This is a genomic window from Parabacteroides sp. AF17-3 (assembly GCF_003635445.1).
GTDB classification, from domain to species: Bacteria; Bacteroidota; Bacteroidia; order Bacteroidales; family Tannerellaceae; genus Parabacteroides; species Parabacteroides goldsteinii.
In genome coordinates, this window is the sequence record NZ_QTMM01000005.1 from 173,494 (window position 1) to 195,289 (window position 21,796).

Annotated in this window: 16 protein-coding genes; 14 read left to right on the forward strand and 2 right to left on the reverse strand. The window is 45.4% G+C overall.

What is annotated here, in order from left to right; genetic code table 11:
• The first annotated feature begins 12 nt into the window (after nt 1-12).
• From sucC to DWW91_RS08370, 6 genes are read left to right on the forward strand one after another with little or no spacing between them, the layout of a single operon-like run.
• Entirely contained in the window at nt 13-1,152 is a 1,140-nt protein-coding gene (gene sucC / locus DWW91_RS08345) for an ADP-forming succinate--CoA ligase subunit beta (RefSeq protein WP_122327453.1), read from the forward strand.
• 13 nt (nt 1,153-1,165) lie between these two features.
• Nucleotides 1,166-2,029 (forward strand): succinate--CoA ligase subunit alpha, encoded by an 864-nt coding sequence (sucD, locus tag DWW91_RS08350; protein WP_122327454.1) that lies wholly within the window; start codon nt 1,166-1,168, stop codon nt 2,027-2,029.
• Between the two features lie 40 nt (nt 2,030-2,069).
• Nucleotides 2,070-3,518, forward strand: a complete 1,449-nt coding sequence (locus DWW91_RS08355; RefSeq protein ID WP_122327455.1) for a hypothetical protein — start codon at nt 2,070-2,072, stop codon at nt 3,516-3,518.
• On the forward strand, nt 3,493-4,881 hold the full coding sequence (locus DWW91_RS08360; RefSeq protein WP_010803055.1) for a GDSL-type esterase/lipase family protein: 1,389 nt from the start codon (nt 3,493-3,495) through the stop codon (nt 4,879-4,881). Before DWW91_RS08355 ends, DWW91_RS08360 begins: the two co-directional genes overlap by 26 nt.
• Entirely contained in the window at nt 4,871-6,400 is a 1,530-nt protein-coding gene (locus tag DWW91_RS08365) for an MBOAT family protein (protein WP_122327456.1), read from the forward strand. The genes DWW91_RS08360 and DWW91_RS08365 overlap by 11 nt, the downstream gene beginning before the upstream one ends.
• A gap of 21 nt (nt 6,401-6,421) precedes the next feature.
• A complete protein-coding gene (locus DWW91_RS08370) occupies nt 6,422-8,038 on the forward strand; it encodes an energy transducer TonB (RefSeq protein WP_046147135.1) in 1,617 nt (538 codons plus the stop codon).
• Between the two features lie 7 nt (nt 8,039-8,045).
• On the opposite strand, the gene DWW91_RS08375 is transcribed toward DWW91_RS08370, so the two are convergent.
• Complete coding sequence (locus DWW91_RS08375; RefSeq protein ID WP_046147134.1) at nt 8,046-9,329, reverse strand: mechanosensitive ion channel family protein; 1,284 nt, start codon at nt 9,327-9,329, stop codon at nt 8,046-8,048.
• Between the two features lie 63 nt (nt 9,330-9,392).
• A complete protein-coding gene (locus DWW91_RS08380; protein WP_007656908.1) occupies nt 9,393-10,562 on the reverse strand; it encodes a mechanosensitive ion channel family protein in 1,170 nt (389 codons plus the stop codon).
• A gap of 158 nt (nt 10,563-10,720) precedes the next feature.
• On the opposite strand from DWW91_RS08380, the gene DWW91_RS08385 reads away from it, so the two are divergent.
• The 8 genes from DWW91_RS08385 to DWW91_RS08420 all read left to right on the forward strand — a co-directional run bounded on the left by DWW91_RS08385 (nt 10,721) and on the right by DWW91_RS08420 (nt 21,727).
• Nucleotides 10,721-13,585 carry a pitrilysin family protein gene (locus DWW91_RS08385; protein WP_122327528.1) on the forward strand — a complete coding sequence of 955 codons (2,865 nt, stop codon included), beginning with the start codon at nt 10,721-10,723 and terminating at the stop codon, nt 13,583-13,585.
• Entirely contained in the window at nt 13,585-14,040 is a 456-nt protein-coding gene (locus tag DWW91_RS08390; RefSeq protein ID WP_007656906.1) for a DUF4268 domain-containing protein, read from the forward strand. Before DWW91_RS08385 ends, DWW91_RS08390 begins: the two co-directional genes overlap by 1 nt.
• A 5-nt stretch (nt 14,041-14,045) precedes the next feature.
• Nucleotides 14,046-16,601 carry a M1 family aminopeptidase gene (locus DWW91_RS08395; protein WP_122327457.1) on the forward strand — a complete coding sequence of 852 codons (2,556 nt, stop codon included), beginning with the start codon at nt 14,046-14,048 and terminating at the stop codon, nt 16,599-16,601.
• Nucleotides 16,602-16,877: 276 nt separating this feature from the next.
• Entirely contained in the window at nt 16,878-17,729 is an 852-nt protein-coding gene (gene hisG / locus DWW91_RS08400) for an ATP phosphoribosyltransferase (RefSeq protein WP_007656904.1), read from the forward strand.
• A gap of 152 nt (nt 17,730-17,881) precedes the next feature.
• The gene (hisD, locus tag DWW91_RS08405; RefSeq protein WP_122327458.1) at nt 17,882-19,162 is read left to right on the forward strand and encodes a histidinol dehydrogenase; all 1,281 of its coding nucleotides are present in this window, start codon (nt 17,882-17,884) and stop codon (nt 19,160-19,162) included.
• A complete protein-coding gene (hisC, locus tag DWW91_RS08410; RefSeq protein ID WP_122327459.1) occupies nt 19,159-20,190 on the forward strand; it encodes a histidinol-phosphate transaminase in 1,032 nt (343 codons plus the stop codon). The genes hisD and hisC overlap by 4 nt, the downstream gene beginning before the upstream one ends.
• Before the next feature lie 2 nt (nt 20,191-20,192).
• Nucleotides 20,193-21,320 (forward strand): bifunctional histidinol-phosphatase/imidazoleglycerol-phosphate dehydratase HisB, encoded by a 1,128-nt coding sequence (gene hisB / locus DWW91_RS08415; RefSeq protein WP_122327460.1) that lies wholly within the window; start codon nt 20,193-20,195, stop codon nt 21,318-21,320.
• A complete protein-coding gene (locus DWW91_RS08420) occupies nt 21,317-21,727 on the forward strand; it encodes a lipocalin-like domain-containing protein (RefSeq protein WP_224265259.1) in 411 nt (136 codons plus the stop codon). The genes hisB and DWW91_RS08420 overlap by 4 nt, the downstream gene beginning before the upstream one ends.
• Nucleotides 21,728-21,796: the final 69 nt, after the last annotated feature.

The window sequence follows — 21,796 nt, forward strand, 5'->3', positions numbered from 1 at the left end:
ATTATTTACCAGATGAAGATACACGAATATCAGGCGAAAAAATTCTTTTCAGACTATGCGATTCCAGTGGAACGGCACATTCTGTGTAACACGGCGCAAGAGGTTACGGCTGCTTTCAGTCAGCTGGGGAATGAAAAGGTTGCAATCAAGGCACAAGTATTGACCGGAGGAAGGGGAAAGGCAGGAGGTGTTAAACTGGCAGGCAATGCGGAAGAAGCATTGCAGCACGCCGAAGCGATTCTGGGCATGACGATTAAAGATTTCCCTGTCACCCGTGTGATTGTGAGCGAGGCGGTGAATATCCATCTTGAATATTATGTCAGTTTTGTTATCGACCGCAATTCCCGTTCAGTTGTCCTGATGATGAGTGCGGAAGGAGGGATGGATATTGAGGAAGTGGCTCGCCGGAGTCCCGAAAAGATATTTCATTTCCGGATCGACCCGCTTATCGGGATTCCGGATTATCTGGCACGCCGTTATGCCTTTACCTTGTTCGATAAGATAGCTCAGGTGAACCAGATGGCTGCGATTATCCGGAATATGTACCGGCTTTTTATCGAGAAAGATGCTTCTCTGGTTGAAATCAATCCGTTGGTTATGACGAAGGACGGGGTCTTGATGGCTATCGATGCCAAGATGACGTTCGATGACAACGCGTTATATCGTCAGCCTCGTGTTTTGGCCCTGTTTGAACCGACAGAGGAAGAAAGGACGGAGGCGCAGGCGAAGGAAAAAGGTTTTAGTTATGTGCATCTGGGTGGCGAGATTGGTTGCATGGTGAACGGTGCCGGACTGGCGATGGCTACGATGGATATGATTAAATTGTATGGCGGAAACCCGGCTAATTTTCTGGATATAGGAGGAAGTTCGAATCCGGCAAAAGTGATTGAGGCAATGAAGCTACTTTTAAAAGACCCACAGGTAAAGGTTGTGCTGATAAATATTTTCGGAGGTATTACGCGTTGCGATGATGTTGCCTACGGGCTGCTGAAGGCTTTTGAGCAAATTGATACCGATATCCCTGTCGTTGTCCGTTTGACAGGCACAAATGAGAAGGAGGGGCGCGATTTGTTGCGCAACACTCGTTTCAAAGTTGCCGAAACAATGGGAGAAGCCACCCTGATGGCTGTTGAAGCATCACATAAACAATAAAAGAAAAGTTACCATGAGCATATTGATAAATAAATCGACCCGGCTGGTCGTGCAGGGAATAACCGGACGCGACGGCCTCTTCCACGCACTGAAAATGAAAGAATACGGAACCAATGTCGTAGGTGGTACCTCACCGGGCAAAGGCGGTACGGAAATCGAGCATATCCCGGTTTTCAATACGATGTACGATGCCGTACAGCAAACACAGGCTAACACTTCGATAATATTCGTCCCTGCCCGTTTTGCGGCAGACGCCATTATGGAAGCGGCCGATGCCGGGATTGAGCTGATTATCTGTATCACTGAAGGAATCCCGACCGTCGATGTCATAAAAGCCTATCGCTTTGTCCAACTGAAAGGGGCAAAGTTGATTGGGCCAAACTGTCCCGGATTGATTTCTCCGGGTGAAAGTCTGGTCGGAATCCTGCCGGGAAGGGTTTTCACGAAAGGTCATACAGGTGTGCTCAGCCGTAGTGGGACATTGACCTATGAGGTCGTTTATCATTTGACGGCCAACGGTATGGGGCAGTCTACCGCAGTAGGAATGGGAGGCGACCCTGTTGTCGGCCTCTATTTCCGCGAACTGCTGGAGATGTTCGAGAAGGATTCGGAAACGCATTCAATCGTGATAATCGGAGAGATTGGAGGAAATGCCGAGGAACTGGCTGCCGATTATATCCGTAAGCATGTCACCAAGCCGGTGGTCGGCTTTATTGCCGGCCAGTCTGCACCGCCGGGTAAACAGATGGGACATGCCGGCGCTATTATTTCCGGAGGGGCCGGCACCGCAGTCGAAAAGATACGTGCTCTGGAAGAAGCAGGAATAAGGGTTGCCAGCGAACCAGCTGAAATACCGCAACTTTTACGTTACAAATGAAACTTTATCCTTATCTTTGCACCTTCGTAAGAATGAGTAAATGAATAAGGAAGATAATTTCGGCAGGTTGCTGATGCTGTTACTTATAACGCTTTGCATCTGCCTGGGACTATATTATCTGCCGGACAACATGTTCGGCCAGAAAATAAAAAAGGTTGACTTACTTTCGGATTTACGGGTGAAAACGCAATCGTTGTCGATGGACTCGCTGCGTAAACAGCTCGAACAACCGGATACGTTGGAAATAGATTCAGTAGCATTGCGCGATTCGATTATCCGTTCGACGGGGATTGATTCGACGGCATTGGTGTTACGCGATTCCCTGTATAATATAATGTATTCTGTCCAGGGGGCGGATTCGCTCGGTACGCATATCGAAGATTATTCGGTAGGCCATATCGGGTTGAAGCGTTTCTTTACAGCCTTGAAAAACCGGGAGACAATGAACCGACCGGTGCGTGTCGCTTTTCTGGGTGACTCGTTTATTGAGGGGGATATTGTCGTTGCCGACCTGCGTTCTGCCTTGCAGAAAGAGTTTGGCGGGCGTGGAGTGGGCTTTGTTCCTATTGCTTCCGTGGCAGCACAGTTCCGTCCGACTATCGAACAGCGCTCGGAAGGATGGCACACCTGGTCAATGCTGACCGACCATGAACATGGGTATACGCTTTCCGGAATGATGTTTGAACCGAAAGGTGAAAAGGTATCCGTATCTGTCAAGACAACAAACCGTTATCCGGAGTTACAATCGGCTTCTTCACTGAAATTCCTATATGAACAGAATGCCCGAACCCGGATGAAACTGCATTATAACAATCAGCCGGATACAATCAATGAGTTATTGCCTGTCGTTTCGAAAATAACACAATATGAGCGGAAAGGGACATTTACAGAAGCTACTTTCTCTTTTACGAAGACAGAAGGTTTCCGTGCGTTGGGTGTCGCCCTGGAGGATAATTCAGGTGTTGTCGTTGATAATTACTCCCTGCGTGGTAATTCCGGTATGATATTGAACCGTCTGGATAGTTCGCTTTGCCGGAATCTGACCGAAGTCCGGCCATACGACCTGATTATTCTTCAGTATGGTTTGAATGTGGTAAGCGACAGCGTTTTACATTACGGCTGGTATAGCAAACGCATGGAAGAAGCGGTTCGCCATGTACAGGTTTGTTTCCCGGAGGCGGATATCTTGCTGTTAGGTGTTTCAGACCGTAGCCATCAGGAAGAGGGTGAGTTTGAAACGATGCCTGCCGTGCTTGCCCTGCTTCATACACAAAGGCAGATTGCCCGTAAAACAGGTATTCCGTTCTGGAATACGTTCGGTGCGATGGGGGGCGAGAACAGCATGGTCCGTTATGTTGAGAACAATTGGGCAAGCAAAGATTATACACATCTGAGTTTCAGAGGCGGGCGCGAAATAGCGACGGCTCTTTTTAATGCATTATTATTGGAAAAGGAGTTTTATGATGAAGCAGACAAAGTGGTTAATTAATTTGTCGGTTTTGTTGGCATTGCTCGCGATTACCGTAGGGGCGAAGAATCTTTCGCCTTCCCGCTCATCGTTTCAGGATGCAGGGGATGTGTTGTCCGATACGTTGACTGTGCCGGATACGATTGCCTTGCCTTTTGCTTCTTATCTTATGGGAGCCGTTGTCGACTCGATTCAGTTGCCGGCCTCCGACAGTTGCGTAAATGAATATGCTCCGTTGCATCATTTCTTTGCTGGACTCGATTCCTTGCGTGCGGGAAAAGATACGGTTATCACGATTGTGCAGCTGGGCGATTCGCATATACAGGCAGGACATTATAGCGGGCGCATGATGCGTCTCCTTCAACAGCAGTTCGGCAATGCCGGGCGTGGTTGGATTGCTCCCTTCAAACTGAGCAAGACGAACGAACCGGACGATTATTTCATTTCATCCGTAGCGAAGGAATGGATTGCCGGACGTTGTATCCAGAACAACCGGAAATGTCCGATTGGGCCGGGTGGTATCGGTATCCAGTCCGCGTCGCCATCCATCAATTTCGATATCAGCATAGCACCTAATAACGGTGCCGGATATTCTTTTAACCAGGCAGTCATTTACCGTGGGGAGAAGTCCATGCCGATGCTGCCGGCCGGAAAAATGAAAGATTCTGTCAGGACGGTATTAAGTACGGCGCCGTGTGCGCCGGGAGTGATTGCCGATACGTTCCGCATCTCTTGTCTCGTCGATACGTTGCAGCTGCACAGTACGCGAAGGAAACAGGGGACGGATAACTTGCTTCCGGCTTCTTCTTTTAAGAACCTTTATTATGGTTTCAATCTGACCAACGAGCAACCGGGTATTTTGTATCATTCGATCGGTGTGAACGGTGCCATGTATGTAAATTATACAGACGAGAACTATGTCCGCCAGTTGGCTTTGCTGAATCCGTCACTGTTGATTATTTCTTTAGGAACGAACGAGACTTTCGGCCGGCGCTTTACCCGTAATGAATTTGCCGGGCAGATTGAAGATTTTATATCCTTAGTGAAAAAACAAATGCCGCATACGGCCATCTTGCTGACAACTCCTCCCGAATGTTATAAACGGGTGTATGTGAACAAGAAACGTACGTATGTGCGCAATGAAAATACAGAACGTGCAGCAAAGGCGATTGTCGAAGTGGCACGTCGCGAAGGTCTGGCATGCTGGGATTTGTTTGCTTCGACAGGAGGGAAAAACTCTTCTGCCAGATGGCGCAAGACTGGTTTAATGGGAAGAGACCGTGTTCATTTTACGAAAGAAGGCTATCAGGAGCAAGGCATTTTATTGTATCGTGCCCTGATGCAAACCTATAACCGATATATAGCAGATAACGATGTTCGATAATATAGATTTATCCAAGTTGGGAGAGGTGCTCACCTATCAACACCTGTCGCCGATACTGTTCAGTAGCGGGTTGTTCTTTTTCCTGTTTATAGGATTCCTGATTATTTATATGTCACTCAGGAAACATTTGCTGGCCCGTATTATATATGTAACGCTGTTTTCTATCTATTTTTATTATAAGAGTAGCGGACTCTGGTTTTTCCTGCTGTTATTTACTGCCACGTCAGATTTTTGTATTGCGCAGGGAATATTCCATACTACAACCCAATGGAAGCGTAAACTGTGGGTTGTTCTTAGTTTATGTATAAACCTCGGGATGCTGGGATATTTTAAGTATTTCAATTTCCTGTTGGATATGATTGCTTCGGTAACAAGGATGTTTGGTTACCAGTTTGGAAATACGGCCATGCAAAGCGTTACGTATCAGCCGATGGATATATTTCTGCCGGTCGGTATTTCTTTTTTCACGTTCCAGACAATCAGTTATGTCATTGATGTATACCGGGGGAAGATTACGCCGCTGACACGCTGGATAGATTATGTGTTTTATGTATCGTTCTTTCCGCAGTTAGTGGCAGGGCCTATCGTCCGTGCCCGTGACTTTATTCCGCAAATCTATAAGGAACCGACCGTCACCCGTTCCGAATTTGGCGAAGGATTGTTTCTGGTACTCTGTGGTTTGTTTAAGAAAACGGTGATTTCCGATTATATCAGCCTGAACTTTGTAGACCGTATTTTTGATGCGCCTTTGCTTTATACCGGTGTGGAAAATCTGCTGGGCGTTTATGGTTATGCTTTGCAGATTTATTGCGACTTTTCCGGTTATTCGGATATGGCGATTGGTATTGCTTTGCTTTTAGGTTTCCGGTTTAATGTAAACTTCGATTCACCTTACCAGTCGGCGACCATTACCGAATTCTGGCGGCGCTGGCATATATCTCTGTCTTCATGGCTGAAAGATTATCTGTATATTTCGTTGGGTGGGAACCGGAAAGGGAAAATCCGTACGTATATAAACCTGCTGATTACAATGTTGCTGGGTGGTCTCTGGCATGGTGCTTCGATGAGTTTTATCATTTGGGGAGCCATTCATGGAGTGGCGCTGGCGATTCATAAGTTTATAATGAGCCGGTTCAGCAGTTTCAAGCAACTAGGGTCTGAAATGAAGCCCTGGCGCAGGGTTTTGGGCATATTGATTACGTTTCATTTGGTTTGTTTCGGATGGATATTCTTCCGTGCCGATTCGATACAAACGGTGAAGGAGATGCTTTCGCAAATCTTTACAAACTTCCATCCGGAAGTATTTACACAATTTGTAGCGGGTTATAAAGGTGTTTTTATCCTGATGGTGATTGGTTATGTGCTTCACTTCATGCCTAAGTCGGCAGAGAATGCGGTGCAGGGAGTCGTAACCCGTTCTCCTTTGTTGGTGCAGGCTGTTATTCTGGCGGTTATGATTTTTGTTGTAGTGCAGTTCAAGAGTGCCGGTGTGCAGCCGTTTATTTATTTCCAGTTCTGATGTAAAGTAAATGTATGTGGTATGAAAGTTAGCCTGTTACAATTTTTACTTTTGTCTGTTTTCCTGCTGGGGAACATGGACGCGAAAGCACAACTGAATAATAATCTGACAGCAGATGAACTGCGTATAAAGCAGGAAGTGAAACCTTTTCTGGATAGCTTGATTATTGAGGAACCGAAGATTACCGATAAAGATATTTCCCTGTTCCGCCTGGAAGCTGTTTTTCCGGCAAAATCATTTACCCGTTTCGGTACGAATGAGGGTGAATTTACAGCCTTTACGCCTGATAATCCCAAAAGCCAGGGACTTGTAAGCGAGCCGATTCCTTTGCTGGGTGGTGCCCGAATCAGCCTTATCTATTCTTTTATAGATGATTACAAGAGCAACGTCCCTATTGCGGGGAAGTATCGTTTCGAGAGTATCAGGGAGAAAGATGCTTTAGGAGAAGAAATGGTTCGCCAGTCTTTGTATCTCCATGTTTTGAACGATTTGCGGTTTTCCAGGATAAAAGTCGGATTGATGGAGGTTGTGATGTTGCCTCCTGATAATGAGGGAAAAAATATCAATAACTTGCCATCGTTTGGATATCGTTCCATGAGTTTCAGCCGGATGGAGGACAATCAGTATATGTTGACGTATTTGTTGCGCAGCAGTGAAGGGGTTTATAGTCCTATCCTTCGTTCTGAAGGTTCTGACCGTACTTTCCCGGAATACACAGGTGGTTCGGCAGCACAGTTCTGGTTTATCCGGCAGAATATGCAATATCCCGAGAAGGCCGCCGAAGAGGAGGTGAGTGGGACGATCCTTGTTTCCTGCACGGTAGAGCCGGATGGCTCGGTTACCGAACCGCATGTCTTTTTAGGTTCGGAGCCGTTGCTGAATGATGAAGCGATTCGCCTGGTTGCCCTGACAAGCGGAAAATGGATACCCGCTACCCGTAACGGAGAGAATATCGCAGATGAAAAGGTAATCCCCATCACATTCAGGCTTGATGACGACATGCTGAAGACAATCCAAGTGGCGAAGAAACCGGGTAAGAAATTGCCGGTTAAGACTTATCTGTTCTTTTTCGCATTGGCAGTCATATTGATTTTCTATTTGCGAAACAAATTCTTTAAAAAAGACAGGCGTCCTGATCCGGCTTTGCGTCCGAATGTTTCCGTCAGTAACGACAAAATGGTGATTGTTGCAGGAGTTGATGAAACACAAATGGCTTTAATGTTGCGTACGTTTACGGAAATATATAATGCCCGCAGTTACGAAGCTATTATCCGGATGCATACGATGAGTACCCAGGTATTTGCCCTCACTTTTCCGTATGACATAAGCTGGGATATTTTCTTGGAATTGCTTGACCATCTGATATATTTTGACGAAAGTGAACATAAAGCACAAACTAGGGCATGGCTGACTTTGCCGGAACAATGCAAACCGGTCGCAGGCGAACATGCTATGTTCTTCACCAAAGAGGATGATAAGGATTTTGACCCTGTCCGGCTCACTACCCAGCATAACCATGGCTGGAAAGTCGATTATGAAACCGAACAGTTAGTAGCAACGGAGGTCCTGGAAGAATATGTTAAACCTCCGTTTGCTTATTATGAGGTGATACAAAAGAATTTTGTCGAATTTGATTGAGTCTGGATCAAATATCTTTTAAATTTGTTGATTCTATCCTCAAATGACGTAAGTCTGAACCTGATACGCCCTGGAACACCTGTAAACCGAATTCCGGAATGACAGCCAGGATATGGTCGAACACATCGGCCTGGATGTCTTCATATGGAATCCAGTCTGTGGTGGATGCGAAGAAGTATAGCTCCATGGGAATACCCTGTTCTGTCGGTTGCAGTTGGCGAACCATGCAGGTCATGTTCTGGCTTACATTGGGATTGCTTTTCAGATAATTCACCAGATAAGCGCGGAAGACACCTATATTTGTCTGGCGTCGTCCGTTTACCCAAATAGAAGCGTCGATGCTGTGTTCTTTATTATAGGCCTCCAACTCTTCCTGCTTCGTATCGATATAATCGGTGAGTAATGATATTTTACGGAATTTAGCCAACATTTCCGGTGTACAGAAATGTACGCTGTTCATGTCGATATTGATGGAACGCTTCACACGGCGCCCTCCCGATTCTTTCATCCCCCGCCAGTTCTGGAAAGAATCGCTGACCAGTGCATAAGGCGGTATGGTGGTAATTGTGTTATCGAAATTGCGAACTTTAATAGCATTCAGCGTCACTTCAATCACTGTTCCGTCAGCCCCGTATTTTGACATTGTTATCCAGTCGCCCGGACGTAGCATATCATTGGCTGATAGCTGAATACCGGCCACAAAGCCAAGTATCGTATCCTTGAACACCAGCATTAGGATGGCAGCCGAAGCACCCAGTCCGGCAAATAACGTAGCGGGCGATTTACCGATCAGGATACTGATAATGATTATTCCACCGACAAAGAACACAATTACCTGAATGATTTGTACAAACCCTTTCAACGGTTTGTTCTTCATCGATTCTTTCCGGTTGTATATCTCTAATAATAAGTTCAGTGAAGCGTTGATGAATCGTAGTACAACGGCCACAATGTAAACACTGCATACCATCTGAAGGACACCGAGCAAAGTAGGCATTTCCTCTTTGGGTAGTGCCAGCGGAAGCATGATATAAACCAGGATCGCGGGGATCAGGTGCATCAGCTTATTGATGATCTTCCGTTCTACGATCAGATCGTCCCACTGGTTTTTGGTTTTTTGAGCAAAACGCTTAAATAATTCGAGGAAGATATAGCGGCAAGTGTAATCGATACCGACAGTTATCACTATTAGAAGCAGCAATACGACCAGGTTGTCCCAAATATTTGCAGAGTCGTGTACTAATCCCCATTTAATCAGGTAACTGTTAATCCATTGTTGTAATTCACTCATATATTTGTATTTAAAGTTGTGAACACAAATGTAGGGAAAAAATCATTGCTGCCCAAGTTTACATTAATCAGAGTATTGATACACTTTTAGTTCAAACAGAGGGATCATCGCAAAGAAATGATCGAATATATCCGACTGGATGCGTTCGTATTCTTTCCATACTTTATTGCGGGAAAAGAAATAGATCTGGATAGGCACACCGTATTCTGTCGATTGCAACTGGCTGATGATCAGGTCGAGGTCGGTGTTTACAACCGGCAGACTGGTCAGGTAACGCTCTACATAGACACGAAACATCTGCGAGTTAGTCGGTGTCACACCTTCGTCCGGCTTATAGTCGGCCAGCAGGGGAATCTCTTTCCGCATGTTATCCAGCATTTCAGGTGTACAGAATTTGATTGTGTTCAGGTCGAGAAAGATGGATTTCATGACACGCCGCCCGCCCGATTCAACCATTCCCCGCCAGTTCTGGAAAGAGTTGTTGACCAGTGTATAGGGTGGGATAGTGGAGATTGTATTGTCGAAGTTCTGTATTTTAACGGTGTTCAAAGTGATTTCCTGTACAATCCCGTTTGCGTTGGACCCCGGGACTGTAATCCAGTCGCCCGGGCGTAACATATCATTGGCTGATAACTGTATGCCCGCAACGAATCCGAGTATCGTATCTTTGAATACCAACATCAGGATGGCGGCCGAAGCGCCCAGTCCGGCAAACAATGTGGCTGGTGATTTGTTGACAAGAATGGCAATAATCACAATCCCTCCAATGAAAAAAGCCAGCACCTGAAGTACCTGCACGAATCCTTTTATCGAACGGTTCTTACTGACCTCCCTATGATTATATATATCCATTGCCACCAGGATAAATCCGTTGATGGCCAGCAACAGAACAAATACAATATAAACGGCGCAAACTTTTTGCGAAATCAACAACAATTCTTTTCCCCGGATAAAAGCCATCGGCAATAAAGTATAGACCAAAATTCCGGGAATGGCATGCACCAGATTATGTATAACTCTCCTCTTAATCAACAAAGTATCCCAGAAATAATGACTTTTCTCCGATAACTTCCGTACACTGCCGACAAAAATGTACTGACATAAGTAATCGACTCCTACAGCTACCGCGATCAGTAGTACGGCAATAATCATTTCATCGAATGTATTTGCGATTTTCGCATCCACGCCCCAGCCGACGAGGATTTTGTTCATCCAGCTACCTAAATTTACCATGTTGTTATCTCTCTTTTATAATGATAACATTTACAACTGCATTTGGTTTAAATAATAAAAAAGTCTAATCAACCCCTGATAACAAAAAGGAATCCGGTATCTTTGTAGACCATAATACAAAGATGTATGGTAATATATCCATGAAAACATTATTAATGATGATGTTATTTGCAAGTTGTTCGAATCTGTTTGCGGCTCAGAATACAAAAGCGCTGGAAGTAAAAGAACATAAACTAAAAAACGGATTGACAGTCTGGCTGAATGAAGACCATAGCCAGCCGAAAGTATTCGGTGCCGTTGTCGTAAAGGCAGGAGCGAAGGATTGTCCGGATACCGGAATTGCCCATTATTTTGAACATATGATGTTCAAAGGAACCGACAAAATCGGAACCGTCGATTACGATGCGGAGAAAACGTTGCTGGATTCTATCGCACTGAAATATGACGAACTGGCGGCTACGGAAGATGAAGCGGCCCGCTCCCAGATACAGAAAGAGATAAACGAATTAAGCATCCGTTCTTCCGACTATGTAATTCCCAATGAGTTCAACCGTTTGATTTTCAAATATGGCGGTTCGGGTTTGAATGCCGCAACGTCTTATGATGCAACTATCTATTTCAATACCTTTTCCCCGCAATATATGTCCCAGTGGGCGGAAATCAACAGCGAACGCCTGCTGAATCCGGTCTTCCGCCTGTTCCAGAGCGAACTGGAAACTGTTTATGAAGAGAAAAACATGTATGGCGATTTCATCGGCGGGCCTGTTATGGACCGGTTGCTTGCCCGTTATTTTGCCCCGCATCCGTATGCTTATCCGATAATCGGCAGTACGAAGAACCTGAAGAACCCACGCCTGACAGAGATGCGGAAGTTCTTTGAAGAATATTATGTGGCCTCCAACATGGGGCTGATATTAAGCGGTGATTTTGATACGGAGGCTGTATTGCCGGTTCTGGAAAAAACTTTTTCCCGTATCCGTCCGGGAGAAGCTCCCAAACACGATATTGTGGCCCTTCCGCCCTTTAAAGGAAAGGAGAAAATGAAAATAAAATTCCCCGTACCTCTAGTGAAAGCGATGGGAATGGGGTTCCGTGGCGTTCCGGCCAATCATGAAGACCAGGTGGCGTTGGCTGTGGCGGTTAATATGCTGAACAATGCGAACGGGACCGGTTTTCTGGATAAACTGATGGTAGACCGGAAGATTATGGCGTCGATGGCTATGAATGAAAGTATGAATGAAGCCGGGATACTGGCCGTTGCCGTTATCCCCAAGTTGATGTTCCAGACTTATGGCGGAGCCGAAAAACTGGTTTGGAAAGAAATCAACCGGGTGAAAGAAGGGGATTTCAGTGACGAGATATTCAATAGCCTGAAGCAGGAACAACGCCGCCAATATGCCTCAAACCTGGAGAATATAGATTCGCGTGCCCGGATTATGATGTCTTTGTATTCGCAAGGTAAAAGCTGGGAAGATTATTTGCAGGAAGTTTCCGGTATCGATGCTTTGACAAAAGAAGACGTAGTCCGTGTGGCCCGTAAATATTTCAGTGAAAACTATTTATGCGTTACAAAGACGACAGGCAAATATCCGAAGGATAATTTGACGAAACCGGATTTCAGTCCGATTGTACCCAAAAACTCGGAAGCCTCTTCCGAATATGCAAAACAGTTGGAACAACTGCCGGTACAAGAGGTGAAGCCGCGTTTCATTGATTTTCAGAAAGATGTAGAAACGGTGAGTCTGACTCCGTTAGCCACTTTATATGCAACGGCAAATCCTGTTACGGATATATTTACCCTTAACCTGGTTTATCAGGTTGGAACGTTGGAGCAACCCAAACTGATGCATCTGGCTAATTACCTTCAGTTTTTGGGAACGGACTCTCTGTCGTTCCATGAATTCCGTACGCGGTTGCAGGTCCTGGGCAGTACGATTTCTTTCGATGCCACCGACAAGCAGTTTTTCATGCGGATTACCGGCTTCGACAAACATTTTAAGGAAACGGTTCAGCTGGCCGGCGATTTTATCAGGCACGTAAAAGCTGATGATAAACAAATCCGTCAGGTAATAAATGATGCGAAAGTCACCGAGAAGGCTTTCTTCGAATCGAGTGATAACATCGCAAATGCGTTGCTCGAGAAAGTGAAATATGGCGAACAATCCCGGTTTCTTACTAAGTTATCCCTCTCTGAAGTCAAGAAACTAAAAGGGAAGGAACTTTTGGATGCATTTGTTCAGGTCCGTCAGACGGAATGCGATTTGCTTTATTGCGGAACATTGCCCGTCGCCCAGGTCAGGGAAGAGATAGAAGCCTCCCTTCCGTTGAAAGAGATAACCGTAGCGGTTAATGCTCCCTATCATCGGGATGCAAAGAAATATGACAAGCCGACCGTTTACTTTATGGATATGCCGACAGCCTCGCAGAGTATTGTTTACGGCTATGCAAAAGGAGAGGTGACAGACGATGCATGGTCGCGCCATGCCGCCCGGTTATTCTCCGTTTATTTCGGAGGCGATATGTCATCGCTGATGTTTCAGGAAATAAGGGAATTTCGTTCGCTGGCTTACCGGGTGAGCGGCCGGTATATATTGCCGCCTCATAACCTGGAAGGAAAAGCCGGTGAGTTTGTCACTATGCTTTCCACACAGAGCGACAAGACGCTGGATGCTTTGGGGATAATGAATTCCCTGATTCACGAAATGCCGGAGAAAGAGGAAAGGATTTCTACCGTAAAGCAATCTATCGTTAACCAGGTCAATAATGATTTTCCTTCCTTCCGGGAAGTGCCGGAAAAGGTTGCCGGTTTTCGAAGGAATGGCTTTGACAACGACCCGAGCGAAGCCTTATTGTCTGGTATCTCGGATATGGATATGAAAGATATTATCCGTTTCTACCGGCATAATGTCCGCTTGAAACCGGTTGTTTATGTCATTGTAGGCAATTCCCGGCGTATCGATATGAAGCAACTGGAAACCTATGGCAATGTGATAAGATTGAGAAAGAAAGATATATATAAATAATGTATAGTAAAGACGAATTAAAGAACCTGAAACTGGAGTTTTGGGAGAGTTTCGCCGCTTATTGTGAAGTGCAGCCTTATTTGCGGGGACGTAAAAAGATGTGGACTTTGTATGATACCAAAGTGAAAGGAGTAGAATTGAAGTTCGATATCAGCCGCAACGGTGCTTATGTGATTCTTGAAGTGAATCACCGGAGTGAAGAGCTTCGGCTTGAAATGTACGAACGCCTGACCTGGTATAAGGAAATGCTGGAACAGGACTTTCCCGGAGGTCTGACCTGGGATATTTGTTTTGTAAGGGATACGGGGAAAGAAGTAGCCCGTATTTATACCGCCAGGGAAGGACTAGACTTTCACCGCCGGCAAGATTGGGGAGAGTTCTTTACTTTTATGGCGTCGCAGATGTATCTGTTGGAACGTAATTTTATGTCGATAGCTGAATATTTGAGAGAGTAAAAAAGATGGCACATTCAAATCATATGATTTATCAGGTGGCTGGCATTGCGGCGGTAAGTCTGTTGACAGCCTGTTCGACGCAACAGCAAGATGTTAACTTGCAGGAAGTCGGAGTCAGTCATGAATTGGCCCGTTTCAGAAAAGAGCATTTCGGTCAAGTCAGATATAACCTGTTTTTCTCCATTCCTGAATCCAGGCAGGAGCCGGTCAGGGGCAAGGCTGTCATACAACTGTCGCTGAAAGAAAAACTGCCGCTTATTATTGATTTCAGGGGAGATGCTTCACAGGTCGCTTCTGTCTTGCTGAATGGTGGGGAAGTGCCTTATGAGGTAAAAAATGAACATATCATCATCCCGGCAGAACGGAGCGTCGTCGGAGAGAATAAAGTATCTGTAGAATTTACTCCTGCCGACCAGTCTTTGAACAGGAGGGACGAGTTTCTTTATACTTTGCTGGTTCCTGACCGGGCGCGGACTGCGTTTCCCTGTTTCGACCAGCCGGATATGAAGTCGTTATTTACGCTGACGCTGGAAGTTCCGGAAGCATGGCAAGCCGTTACGAACGGTGCCATAGAGAAAACAGATACCCTATCCGTTCCCGGACGCAAGTTGATTTCATTCAGGGAAACAGAACCGCTGAGTACTTATTTGTTCGCCTTTACTGCCGGAAAATTTATTCGCGAAACATACACCCGGGATGGAAGGGAAATCTCCTTGTACCACAGGGAAACAGACCCGAAGAAAGTCGCCCAATGTCCCGAGATCGCATCGGAAGTCTTTGACGCTTTAACATGGCTGGAAGATTATACCGCCATTCCGTATCCTTTTGCCAAGTATGATTTGATAATCCTTCCCGGTTTCCAGTTCGGGGGAATGGAGCACACCGGGGCAACGTTCTATACCGACCGCCGTATGTTCCTGAATGAGAACCCGACATTGAACGAGCAGTTGAGCCGCAGTGCCCTGATTGCTCACGAAACGGCCCATATGTGGTTTGGCGATTATGTGACCATGCAATGGTTTGACGATGTCTGGACGAAGGAAGTGTTTGCCAATTATTTTGCTTCGCAGATTGTCGAACCGCTATATCCGGGTGTAAACCATGCTTTGAATTTCATGCAGGATTATATTCCTCCCGCTTATGCGGAAGACCGTACTGTCGGAGCAAATCCAATCAAACAGGAATTGGATAATCTTCGTAATGCCGGCCTGGTCTACGGTAACATCATCTATGATAAATCTCCCGTCGTCCTGGAAATGCTGATTAAAAAGATGGGTAAGGAATCTTTCCGGAAAGGCATTCAGGAATATCTGAAAACATATGCTTATGGAAATGCCTCTTGGGAGGGCCTGATTAGTATTCTGGATACATATACGGATGACGATTTGTCCGGCTGGAGTCATATTTGGGTAAATGAAAAAGGCATGCCTGAGATTGCCGCTTCCATTGTCGGCGATAGCTTGGTCGTTTCGCAGAAAGACCCTTTTGGTAGGGGATTGAACTGGCCGCAGGACCTCACTTATCTGATTGTTCCCAAAACAGGGGAACCGGAAGAAATTTCAGTTTCTTTCGGGAGAAATTCAAATTCCATCCGGAAGAAATTGAAAACGGTCCCGGAAGAGGGGAGTTTCATTATTCCGAATACGGATGGAAAAGGGTATGGCTTTTTCCGGTTGAACGAAGCGGATGCCAAGGCTTGTGCCGCCTATCTTTCGGTTTGTGAAAATGAATTGCTGAGAGGTTCCCTGTTAATCACATTGTATGAAAATCTGTTGAACCGGACGATTTCGCCCGAATCATATATGGAGGCTATGTTGAATTATCTGCCGAAAGAAGATAATTCGTTGTTATTCTCGGCCGCTTTAGGGTATATCGGTAATTGTCAGCGTTTATTTCCGGCGGATACAGCGCTTCTGGAAAAAACATTAGGACAGATTGTGGCGACCTCTTCCGTTCCTCAACATCGTTTGCAGGCGTTCCGTTCGTATCGTTCCATAGCAGAGTCGCCGGAAGCAATCGCCGCATTATATGACTTGTGGAAGAAGCAGCAAGCTCCCGCCGGCTGTTCGTTAAGTGAAAACGATTATATCAGCTTATCTTATACGTTGGCCCTTCATTTGCCGAAGCAGGCGGATGAGATTATAAACAGCCAGCAATCGCGTATAACTAATCCTGACCGGAAACGGGAGTATGCCTTTATTTCTCCTTCCGTCTCACCGCATAAAGAAGTGTGCGACAGTGTTTTTGCCTCTTTGCTGGTAGCTGAAAACCGTCGGGTAGAACCCTGGGCATCTGCTGCTTTGGCGAATCTGAATCATCCGTCACGGCAGAAAGAAGCGGTAGCCTATATCCGTCCGGCACTGGAAGCGATGCAGGAAGTGCAGCGGACAGGAGATATATTTTTCCCGACAGCCTGGGTTCGTGCCTTGCTGTCAGGCCATACGTCGCCGGAGGCAAGGGCAGAGGTTGATGCTTTTTTTGCCTCTCACCTGGATTATCCGCCGATGCTGGCAAACAAAATACGGCAACAGGCGAATCATTTATATATAATTGAACACTAAGCATAAAACAGTCGTGTAGAAAAAAAGTGTGCGTACCTGCTAATCTTTTGATAGTTTTATTTGCATTTTCAATTATTATTGTAACTTTGTGGCATCAATAAAATAACAAATGAGAAGAAAAGTATCACATCACCATCATCATCATTACAACGGGCAGTAGTTCGGTGGGCTGATTGGTGTGCAGATACGCATAATATAATTAGATAAGGCTTGCCGTTATACGGTAAGCCTTATTTTGTTTTCGGAAAGCATATAATTATTAAAACAAAAATAAACATGTTACGAATTGCAGTACAATCAAAAGGTCGTTTATACGATGAAACAATGCTATTATTAGAAGAAGCGGGTATCAAACTGAACAGAGGAAAGCGCATTTTGCTGTTATCGGCAAAAGGGTTTCCGGTAGAAGTTCTGTTCCTGCGTGATGATGATATTCCTCAGTCTGTCGCCAATGGCGTTGCCGATATAGGTATTGTCGGTGAGAATGAATACGTTGAAAAAGGGGGAGAAGCACGTTTGGTTAAACGATTGGGATTCAGTAAATGCCGTTTGTCACTGGCTATTCCTAAAGATGAAGACTACAAGGGAGTAGAATGGTTTGAAGGCAAAACAATCGCTACTTCTTATCCTGGCATCCTGAATACTTATCTGAAAGAAAAAGGTGTAAAAGCCGATATGCATGTCATCAGCGGTTCTGTTGAAATAGCTCCGGGTATTGGTCTGGCAGATGCAATTTTCGATATTGTTAGTTCCGGTAGTACGCTGGTCAGCAATCGCCTGAAAGAGGTGGAAGTGGTTATGCAAAGCGAAGCGCTTCTGATTGCGAACAACAATCTGTCGGAAGAAAAGCTGGCGATACTCGACGAACTGTTATTCCGCTTCGAAGCTATCCAGGTTGCTGAAGGCAAGAAATATGTATTGCTGAACGCACCGAAAGATAAGTTGGATGAAATCATAGAAGTATTACCCGGTATGAAGAGTCCGACGGTGACGCCTTTGGCTAACGGTGATTGGGTATCCGTCCAGTCTGTCATAGCCGAGAAACATTTCTGGGAAATTATAGGTAAACTGAAATCACTCGGGGCCGAAGGTATCCTCGTTATCCCGATTGAGAAAATGATACTTTAATGTCGAGTCAGTTTCCTGAGCACGGAATTACGAGGAAACTGTAATTAGCTGACAATTAATAAATAAGGTCTTTTTCGTTTGTTCCTGATAATTTGTATCTCACATGGTTATCCATGTCTCATTTCTGACAATAATATAAACAAAACAACAATATGGAAGTAATTAAATATCCCTCAAAAGCAGACTGGCCTTCTTTGGTGAAGCGTCCGGCTTTGGATGTTACTACTTTATTCGATACGGTCCGGACTGTATTGAATGAAGTGCGTAGTGAAGGGGATACCGCCGTTAAGCGTTACGAAGAGAAGTTTGACAAGGTCACGCTATCCGGTCTTCAGGTGTCGGAAGAAGAAATAAAAGAAGCTCGCGAACTTGTTTCCGAAGATTTAAAACAAGCTATTCGCACAGCAAAGGCAAATATTGAAAAGTTTCATGCCTCCCAGCGTTTTACCGGACAAAAGGTGGAAACGACCTCCGGAGTAACCTGCTGGCAGAAAGCAGTTGCCATAGAAAAGGTCGGCCTGTATATTCCGGGAGGAACGGCCCCTTTGTTCTCAACCGTATTAATGTTGGCGGTTCCTGCACATATCGCCGGATGTAAGGAGATTGTATTATGTACTCCTCCGAACCGGGAAGGAAAAGTGCATCCGGCCATCCTGTTTGCCGCAGAAACGGCAGGTGTCAGCAAGATATTCAAAGCCGGAGGAATACAGGCTATTGCGGCCATGGCATACGGCACGGAATCTGTCCCCAAAGTCTATAAGATATTCGGCCCCGGAAATCAGTACGTGACAGCAGCCAAACAGCTTGTCAGCTTGAAAGACGTTGCCATCGACATGCCCGCAGGCCCTTCCGAAGTGGAAGTCATTGCCGACGGAACAGCAAATCCGGACTTTATTGCCGCCGATTTCCTTTCACAGGCAGAGCATGGAGCAGATAGCCAGGCTATGCTGGTTACATCGGCAGAAAGTATCGTATCTCCTGTAGTTGATGCCATCCAACAGCAATTATCTGAACTGTCCCGTAAGGATATTACTGCAAAAGCATTGGAACATAGCCGTATAATCGTCCTGAAAGACGAACAGGAAGTAATCGCTTTCACGAATATGTATGCCCCGGAACATCTGATTATACAAACGGAGAACTACGCTCATATCGCTGAACAGATAGAGAATGCGGGAAGTGTCTTTATGGGACCCTACACTCCTGAAAGTGCCGGTGATTATGCTTCGGGCACGAATCATACGCTTCCGACCAATGGCTATGCCAAGGCTTACAGCGGTGTAAACCTGGACAGCTTTATCAAAAAGATAACCTTCCAGGAAATCACTGCCGAAGGTATTAAGAATTTAGGCGGCACAATCCAGACGATGGCCGGTAACGAGCAACTGGATGCACACCGCAATGCAGTAACAATAAGATTGAAAACAATATGATGGATTTAAAAGACCTGGTAAGACCTAATATTTGGGCGTTGAAACCCTATTCCTCTGCAAGAGACGAGTTTCACGGAAGTGCATCTGTTTTCCTGGATGCAAATGAGAATCCTTATAACGAGCCTTATAACCGTTATCCCGACCCCTTACAGTGGGAGTTGAAAGAACGGATTGCCGAACTGAAAGATGTTGACCGTAATTCCATCTTTCTGGGTAATGGCAGCGATGAGCCGATAGACCTTGTTATCCGTGCATTCTGTGACCCGGGAATCGATACGATTGTCAGTATCGCCCCTTCTTACGGTATGTATGAAGTTGCTTCCAACGTTAACAACGTGGAGTTCAGGAAAGTGACTTTAACTCCTGATTTCGAACTGGATGCAGAAGCATTACTGGAGGAAGTGGACGAATGGGTGAAAGTAATCTTTCTTTGCTCGCCGAACAACCCGACGGGAAACAGCCTGAACCGGGATGAAATATATAAGATACTGAAGAACTTTGAAGGAATAGTCGTACTGGACGAAGCCTATATCGACTTTTCGGCAGAACCTTCTTTCCTTCCCGAACTGAAGAAATTCCCGAATCTGATAGTTCTGCAAACATTATCCAAAGCATGGGGAGCCGCAGGCCTCCGGTTGGGCATGGCTTTTGCTTCTCCGGAAATTATTGCGATACTGAACAAGATTAAGTATCCTTACAACGTCAATGTGCTTACACAGAAACAGGCGTTGGACTTGTTGAATAATGAAGGCCAGATGTTGGAACAGTTGCGCCGTATCATGTCCGAACGTATCCGGTTGCAGGCTGCTTTGCCGGAACTGCCGATTGTCCATAAAATGTATCCGACCGATGCAAACTTTATCCTGGTAAATGTGGGTAAAGCTGATTCCGTATATAATAAACTGGTGAAGAAAGGCGTTATTGTACGTAACCGGAATAATGTGACATTGTGTAACGGCTGTCTGCGTATCACTGTCGGCACACCGGAAGAAAACGATGCCTTATTGAAGGCTTTAAAAAGTTTGTAAGCATGAAAAGAGCTCTCTTTATCGATAGAGACGGAACATTGGTGATAGAACCTCCTGTTGATTACCAGCTGGATAGCCTGGAGAAACTGGAGTTCTATCCTAAAGTATTCCGCAATTTATACTTCATACGTAAACAGCTTGATTTTGAGTTTGTCATGGTGACGAACCAGGACGGATTGGGTACCTCTTCTTTTCCGGAAGATACATTCTGGCCGGCCCATAACAAGATGCTGAAGACATTGGAAGGCGAGGAGATTGTCTTTGATGACATGCTGATCGACCGCTCTTTCCCGGAGGATAATTCTCCCAACCGCAAACCGCGTACCGGAATGCTGGGTAAATATCTGGCCGGTGAGTACGATCTGGCAAACAGTTACGTGATAGGAGACCGCCTGACAGATATGGAACTGGCTGCAAACCTGGGTGCAAAAGGCATATGGCTGCGTCCTTCGAATGAAGAGGCAGACAGGTTGCTGGTCGGGAATCCTTCTCTTTCCCCTGTACTTATTACGGATGATTGGGATAAAATTACCGAATATCTTTTTGCCGGCGAACGCCGTGCCGTTGTGCAGCGCACCACCAAGGAGACGGATATTTACGTAGAAGTAAATCTGGATGGAAACGGAAAGACAGCGGTTTCGACCGGATTAGGCTTTTTTGACCATATGCTGGACCAGATAGGAAAACATTCCGGTATGGATTTGGTTATACGTGTAAAGGGTGACCTCGACGTTGATGAGCATCATACAATTGAAGATACGGCGATTGCCCTGGGTGAAGCCTTGCTGAAAGCCTTAGGCGACAAGCGCGGCATCGAACGGTATGGCTATTCTTTGCCGATGGACGATTGCCTGTGCAGTGTGGCTCTCGACTTCGGCGGACGTCCCTGGCTGGTCTGGGATGCCGAGTTCCGTCGTGAAATGGTTGGAGACATGCCGACGGAGATGTTCCTTCATTTCTTTAAAAGCCTGAGTGATGCCGCCCGCATGAATCTGAATATTAAGGCAGAAGGGACGAATGAGCATCATAAGATAGAAGGTATTTTCAAGGCTTTGGCACGTTCTGTAAAAATGGCTATACGCCGTGATATTTATAAATATGAATTACCGAGTACAAAAGGTTTGTTATGATGAATAAAATGAAATACTGGATGATAGCCGCTGTCACAATTTTGATGGCTGCATGTAGTAATGATACGGAGCATAAGTTGGAAGGCAAATGGCAATTACAGCAAGTGGAAGCTAATGGCGATGTGATACAGGCTGATACGGTATTTTATAATTTCCAGAATATTTTATTTATGTATCAGGTGTACATCCCGGCTGAAGACAAATATGTTTTGCAATATGGTTTCAATACGATAAAGGATGAAGACCAGTTGGAATTGGAATTGGCAGACGACCCAGGTCCTGCGGCAAACTATTTGCACTACACCGACTGGAAGTCTAAAACACGTACATTCTCCATAGAGAAACTGAGCGGAAAGCAACTGATTTTAAACAGTGAAGGGAAAAGGTATATATTCCGGAAATTCTAAATTATAGAAATACGGTTTACCTAAATAAAAAGAGAATGCTGGCTTTTCCTGCATTCTCTTTTTATTTAG